Annotated in this window: 3 protein-coding genes and 1 pseudogene; 2 read left to right on the plus strand and 2 right to left on the minus strand. The window is 42.4% G+C overall.

The features are described from left to right. A partial coding sequence (locus tag PX636_RS02585) for an ArsA family ATPase (protein ID WP_288116139.1) occupies positions 1-1,056 on the plus strand: 1,056 nt, incomplete at its 5' end. Between the two features lie 82 nt (positions 1,057-1,138). Next, the gene (locus tag PX636_RS02590; protein WP_288116140.1) at positions 1,139-2,983 is read left to right on the plus strand and encodes an AAA family ATPase; all 1,845 of its coding nucleotides are present in this window, start codon (positions 1,139-1,141) and stop codon (positions 2,981-2,983) included. 285 nt (positions 2,984-3,268) lie between these two features. Here PX636_RS02590 and PX636_RS02595 read toward each other — a convergent pair whose 3' ends face one another. Then, entirely contained in the window at positions 3,269-4,876 is a 1,608-nt protein-coding gene (locus PX636_RS02595; protein WP_288116141.1) for an MFS transporter, read from the minus strand. Between the two features lie 217 nt (positions 4,877-5,093). Beyond that, positions 5,094-5,280: pseudogene (locus PX636_RS02600) on the minus strand (hypothetical protein); the annotation flags it as partial.

Below are 5,280 nucleotides of genomic sequence, written 5' to 3' on the forward strand. Positions count from 1 at the left end.
AAATTCCTAAAAATTCCAGGTCAAGAGACAATTTTCACCCTGCCCCAACAATCAAAAGAACCTCTAGGAGGTGAAGCATTAGATCAGATCATGAGTCAAATTAAAATCATCGAAAAAGTAGAATTTACTCCCCCGCCTCCTATTCAATGGCCGCAAAAAATTCTGCCGAGTTTTAGTGATTTTATTGACGACAAACGCCAACTCATTATCATTGGTGGCAAGGGGGGGGTGGGAAAAACCACCGTTGCCGCGGCCATTGGTTGGGCGTTAGCTAATCGTCATCCCGATCAAAAAATTAGAATTATTTCTATTGATCCAGCGCATTCTTTGGGAGATGCCTTTGGGACAAAGTTAGGACATCAATCCACACAATTAACTGATAATTTAAGTGGTCAAGAAGTTGACGCTAATATCATTTTAGAAAAATTTCGGGATGATTATTTATGGGAACTGGCAGAAATGATTAGTGGTGAAGGTAAGGAAGAAGGAAACATCAAACTAGCTTATACTCCGGAAGCTTGGCGACAAATTGTAGCTCAATCTCTGCCAGGAATTGATGAAATGTTATCCCTAGTAACAGTGATGGATTTATTAGACCAGAAACAACAAGATTTGATTATTTTAGATACGGCTCCTACCGGTCATCTCCTGCGATTTTTGGAAATGCCAACGGCTTTAGGAGATTGGTTAAGTTGGATTTTTAAGCTTTGGATGAAGTATCAAAATGTCTTAGGGCGTGTAGATTTAATGGGACGGTTGCGAATCTTAAGACAACAAGTGATGTCTGCCCAGAAAAAACTAAAAGACCCCCAACATACAGAATTTATTGGAGTTTTGCAAGCCCAAGATGCTATAGTTGCCGAACAACTGCGATTGACAGCATCTTTGAAAAAAATGGGAGTCTATCAACGTTATGTCGTGCAGAATCGTTATCACGCTAATGAGGAAATTGATTGGGATTTATTCCCAGAGCAAACTTTGATCCGCTTACCCAGTTTACCCCGGTCAGTAGAACCTCTAGCCCGGGTAAAAGCCGCGGCAGATCTGTTATTTTAAAGGTAATTAGTCTTTAAAGTCGGACTTCTTAACCTCATCTATTACCCAGTCCCCATCCTTCACTTGATTCAGGAGCAATTTTATGGTAGAATTATTCAAAGGATTTGAGCAATTAGTCGAACTGGCCAAAATCTTAGAAGAAAAACTGGAAAAAGGGGAAATTAAAACCGAAATGCAATTTAATTCCCGTCCCTTGAGTAATATTCCCCGTTCTGGCGGTATTCCCCGTCCAGGGGGAGTTTCTCGTCCGAGCAATTCTGGCGGGGATGATTTTGAGGTCAATCGCAATCGCTCATCCTCCACTGATTCAGGGGTTGAAGACAGTATGACACCGCCCGAAGAACCCACCACGGCTTCTCTGAAAGATGTTGGTGGATTGACGGAAGTGATTAAAGAACTCAAAGAACTAATTGCCATTCCTCTGAAACGCCCTGACTTGTTGGCCAAGTTAGGACTTGAACCCACTCGCGGCGTTCTCTTAGTCGGACCCCCTGGAACCGGTAAAACCCTGACCGCCCGTGCTTTGGCCGAAGAACTCGGTGTTAACTATATTGCCTTAGTCGGACCAGAGGTGATCAGCAAATATTATGGGGAAGCCGAGCAAAAACTGCGGGGAATTTTTGAGAAAGCCAGTAAGAATGCGCCTTGTATCGTTTTTATTGACGAAATTGATAGCATGGCACCCGACCGCAGTAAAGTTGAAGGGGAAGTAGAAAAAAGACTGGTAGCCCAATTGCTGGGTTTAATGGATGGCTTTGCCCAAAGCCAAGGGGTGATTGTTCTAGCGGCGACAAACCGTCCCGACCATCTTGACCCTGCCCTCCGTCGTCCCGGACGGTTTGACCGAGAAGTCCTCTTTCGGGTGCCTGACCGCAAGGGCCGTTTAGAAATCCTGCAAATTCTCACCCGTTCCATGCCCCTAGATGAATCAGTTTCCTTAGATCTGATTGCCGATAATGCGGTGGGATTTGTCGGGTCAGATTTAAAAGCCGTTTGCCAGAAAGCGGCCTATAGTGCTTTACGACGCCAGGTTCCTACGATTGACTCGCAAATTCCAGAAACAATGACGGTGGTTCAAGCCGACTTTTTGCAAGCCCTTAAAGAAGTTAAACCGGCGGTATTGCGGTCTGTGGAAGTGGAATCTCCCCATGTGGACTGGGACAATATTGGCGGACTTGAACAGATTAAACAAACCCTACAGGAGTCCGTGGAAGGGGCATTACTCCATCCTCAATTATATACGCAAACCAAAGCCCAAGCTCCCAAAGGTATTTTACTTTGGGGTCCCCCCGGAACGGGAAAAACCTTATTGGCCAAAGCGGTGGCATCTCAGGCGCGAGCTAATTTTATTAGTATTAATGGACCTGAGCTTTTGAGTAAATGGGTGGGTGCGAGCGAACAAGCGGTGCGTGAGTTGTTTGCCAAAGCTCGTCAGGCAGCCCCTTGTGTGGTTTTTATTGATGAAATTGATACTTTAGCACCGGCAAGAGGTCGTTATAGTGGAGATTCAGGAGTGAGTGACCGGGTTGTGGGACAAATCCTCACGGAGTTAGATGGGTTGCAAACGGCGGCAACGATTTTAGTGATTGGAGCCACTAATCGCCCAGATGCTTTAGATCCAGCCTTATTGCGAGCGGGACGGTTGGATTTACAGTTAAAAGTTGATTTACCGAATGCCTCTAGTCGTTTAGCAATTCTGGGGGTTCATAATGATGAACGTCCTTTAGAGGATGTGGATTTAGGCTATTGGGCCGAGGCAACCGAAGGCTGGAATGGCGCAGATTTAGCGTTATTATGTAACCAAGCGGCACTGATGGCAATTCGTCGTTATCGCCATCAGGGAATGACTGACCCGGCTGAGATTCGCATTACAACGGCTGATTTTAATCATGCTTACCAACTGTTGGTTGAACAGCGTGCCAATTGATTTTTTTTCCCCCTTGCTTTAGTAGGGGGGAGAATCTCAATTCAGGAAAACCATCCTAAAAAGTAAAATTTTCAAAAATGTCTGCAATCATGGGTCTAATACTAAATCCGGTTATTAAAAACTGATTATTTATTTCCCCTTTTGCATGAGTGCCTATCCTGATATGTAGTCTATACTCAACGGATTTAGTATAACTTTGTCTTGATAATTTACAAAACGATTGGAACCTGAAGAAGAAAAATTATTACGGGGTTTAACTGACAGTGTTTCTCAAAAAACTGATGTTTACTTTTCCTGTTGTCTTCTTGTTGCTAATTGGCCTAAAATTTCGGCGTGAACTTGGCGAGTAATTGGATAAAAATAGGCAAGAATTAAGCTAATGATCAGAAAAAATGCCGGTAAAGGAGCAATTGCTAGGCGAATTGCTATTAAAGCACTATCTGGCTGCAGGGGAATTGCTTCTCCTGGGATTCTCGGTTTAAAACCCGATGTTTCTAGAGCAATACCGACAAGAAATAACCCCAAAGCTAAACCAATTTTTTGCAAAAGTACCATGAAAGCATAAAAAATACCTTCTCGACGTTTTCCTGTTTCTAATTCGTCTAATTCAATCACATCGGGAACCATTGACCAAGGAATTAAATAGGCCACAGATACGCCAAATCCCGCCAAAACTGCCAAAGCATACATTAAAGTTATTTCTCCTGGTTGGAGCAAAAATAAACCAATTTGGGCAATAATCCAGAATGTCATCCCTAAAAAATAGACTATCTTTTTGTCTAATTTCTGACTAACTGCTTGCCAGAAAAATAACATCACTAAAGCTGTTCCCTGTACTGCCAAAGCGACTAAACCCGATTCTGCTTCCGATAGTCTCATGTAGCTGACGACGTAGTAAACCAAAATCGAGGCGGTTAATTGTACTCCTAACCAAGCACAAAGATAGATGCCAATAACGTATAAAAAGGGACGATTACCAAAAACTATTTTTAATTGTTCTTTCAGGGGAATAGTTTCGGTATTATTATCCGCTTCTCTCTGTTTAATTGCTGCGCTATCCTTGAGATGATTTTCAGTTTTGCCATAGTAAAGGGTTAACCCCGAAACTATCCCTTGTATTCCTAATAAAATTGTGGAAATAGCGATAAAGTCTCTGGGATTCACCCCAATTTTTCCTAGTCCATAGACCAAGGAAAGCGCACCGATAACTATAAAAGCAATTGCCAAAACTTTTTTCTGGGGAGAATTGAGAATCGCTTTTGCTCCTCGTTCTTGTAAAGCTAAAGCGCACCAAATAACTGCTATAATCGACATTAAAGCACAAACTACACCTAACAATAAAAAAGCTTGATGGAGATCGTTGGCATAGGAAGATGAGACGATAATATAGAGAATTAATGAGAGAATGCTGCCCCCGATGGAAAAGGCAAAACGAAAACTATTTAAGCGGGTTCTCTCATTATAATCATAAGTTAATTCAGGGGTGAGTGCCTGGTAAGGAAGATTGACTACTGTATAGGTTAAATTAAAGATAATGCCGATAAAAATATAATATAAAAATAGCCATAATTGGTTATTAGTCGGGATTAACCACAGTAAAAAATAGCTAATTCCGAAGGGAATCGACCCCAATAACATCCATGGTAAGCGACGACCCCAGATAGTACGGGTTCGATCGCTCCACATGCCAATAATCGGATCGTTAATAGCGTCGAAAATTCTCACCACCATCAGCACACTACCAGCTAATCCTGCCGATAATCCTGCCACATCAGTGAGGAAAAATAGCAGGTAAAATACCGAGATATTGGCAGTGATAGCCGGTCCCAAATCCCCCGCACCATAGGCGATTTTTGTGGTTAAATTGAGTCTTTCAGAAGTCAAATGAGCCATAAAAGCAATTACAGAGATTAAAATAAGCTTAACCGTTCTGGGAGCAGTTGAGGAACTTTAATTTTTTTTGTCTCTAGTAATTCCTGAAAATATCTAGCGTTAAAAGGGAAGATTCCCCGATGACACAAGGGACAAAGAAATAGCTTGATCTTTGGCATCCCGGAAAATTCTGACTATTTCCCCGTCCTTCACTTTTTATCTATCGCCTTGACCAGCATTATGAGCTAAACTGACTAATATCAGTTATTTTAGCTATCAGCATCGGAATTCCCCTTATTCTGGCAGTTAAGTAGGTGGGTGGAATTAAATATAAGATGAACGTAGGTTGGGTTGAAGCATGAAACCCAACTCCCGCATGGGTTACGCTACCGCTAACCCATCCTACAAATAATTGTGCCTCCCTA

This window comes from Microcystis sp. M53598_WE2, assembly GCF_030067735.1.
GTDB classification, from domain to species: domain Bacteria; phylum Cyanobacteriota; class Cyanobacteriia; order Cyanobacteriales; family Microcystaceae; genus Microcystis; species Microcystis aeruginosa.